The sequence below is a fragment of the Microbispora sp. KK1-11 genome (genome assembly GCF_006874435.1).
GTDB classification, from domain to species: Bacteria; Actinomycetota; Actinomycetes; order Streptosporangiales; family Streptosporangiaceae; genus Microbispora; species Microbispora catharanthi.
On the sequence record NZ_VIRJ01000081.1, the window covers coordinates 1 to 1,868 of the forward strand.

1 protein-coding gene is annotated in these 1,868 nt (G+C 71.0%); it reads left to right on the top strand.

The window, feature by feature from the left end; genetic code table 11:
- Positions 1-1,868: condensation domain-containing protein (locus FLW16_RS42765; protein WP_260616210.1), on the top strand; the 1,868-nt coding region annotated here is incomplete at both ends.

Below are 1,868 nucleotides of genomic sequence, written 5' to 3' on the forward strand. Positions count from 1 at the left end.
CCCAGCGTCTGGCCGATCACATGGTGCCGGCGGTGTTCATGCTGGTGGACCGTCTGCCGATGACGGTGAACGGCAAGCTGGACCGGGCCGCGCTGCCCGCTCCCACGAGTGACCGGGCGGCGTTGAGTGACGCCTACATCGCTCCGGCCACCGATCTGGAACGGCTGCTGGCCGACACCTGGAGACACGTCCTCGACCTCGACCAGGTCGGCGTCCACGACAACTTCTTCGAACTCGGCGGCGACTCCATCAGGGCCGTCCAGATCATCGGCGAGATCGAGCGTCACGGGCTCGCCGTGTCCCTCGGCGACTTCTTCGGCGCGCCCACCGTGGCTGGCCTCGCGGGCCGGGTGCGCCAGGCCGAGCAGCGCCGCGCTCTGCTCCCCTTCGAGCTGCTCGACGACCACGAGCGCGCTCTCCTCCCCGACGGGATCGAGGACGCCTATCCGATGACCGCGACGCAGCTCGGCATGTATCTGCAGGCCGAGCTCAACCAGGGCAGCAACGTCTACCACAACGTCAACAGCTTCGAGGTGCGCGGCCCGCTCGACCTCGACGCCTTCGTCGGGGCGGTGGAGGCGGCGACCTCCCGCTACGCCGTGCTCCGCACCGGCTTCGCCATCGAAGGGCTCGTGCGGCCCCTCCAGTTCGTGTATCCGTCCGCGCCGGTCGACGTGCGGCACCGCGACATCGGCGCCCTGCCGGCCGCGGAGCAGGACGAGGTCGTCGCGCAGACGATCGCCGCCGAGCTGGCCGAGCCTTTCGCGCTCGACCGGCCTCCGCTCATCCGGTTCCGGCTGCTGCGACGCGGCCCCGACGTGTTCCAGCTCGTCGTCGCCGAGAGCCACCTGATCCTGGACGGCTGGAGCTTCACCTCGCTTCTCGCCGAGATCTGGGCCGATCACCTGTCCATCGCCGCCTCCGGCGAGCCGGTGCACCGGCCCGGGTTGCGCGGGTCCTTCGCCGACTTCGTCCGTCTGGAAGCCCAGGCGGTGGAGTCGCCGGGAGCGCGCGAGTTCTGGCTGCGCCGCCTCGGCGACGCGCAGCCCACGAGGGTCGGCGAACTGGCGCCCGCCGAGGGCGCCCTGACCGTCCGCCGCCGAGTCGTGGAGATCCCCCCGGAGGTGGAGCGGGGCCTGCGCGACCTCGCCGACTCCTTGGGCGTGCCCATCAAGAGCGTCCTGATGGCCGCGCACGCGAGGACGGTCGCCGCCCTGCTCGGCAGGAGGACGATCGTCACCGGCATGGTCACCAACGGCCGCCCGGAAGGTGAGGACGGCACGCGGTTGAAGGGCCTGTTCCTCAACACGGTGCCGGTGCGGGTCGACCTCGGCGGCGGGTCCTGGCGGGAGCTGGTGGAGGCCGTCTACGCCGGGGAGCGCGAGTTGCTGCCCTTCCGCCGCTATCCCCTCGGCCGCATCCTCCGGGACGGCCAGCGGAGGGAACTGTTCGACGTCGCCTTCCATTTCGTGGAGTTCCACGAGATCAAGAAGCTGTTCGGAGACGGCCTGCTCGAGGACGTGCGCCCGGACGAGCGCTCGTCGGAGAACACCCACTTCCGCCTCCTGGCGGCCTTCTCCGTCCACCCGCCGCTCAACCGCCTGGGACTGGTCCTCGTCCACGACGAAACCGCTCTGGCCGGGCACATCGACGACCTCGCCGACGCCTACCTCCGTGCCCTGACGGCCCTGGCCTTCACACCGGACCGCCCGTACGCCGACCACCGGGTCGGCACGGCGCTCGAGCCGTTGTCGTTGGCGGGGTCGGTGGTGGTGGAGGGGTCGTTGCATGGGTTGTTCGAGCGGTGGGTGGGGGTGTCGCCGGATGCGGTGGCGGTGGTGGGTGAGGGGGTGGAGTGGTCGTATCGG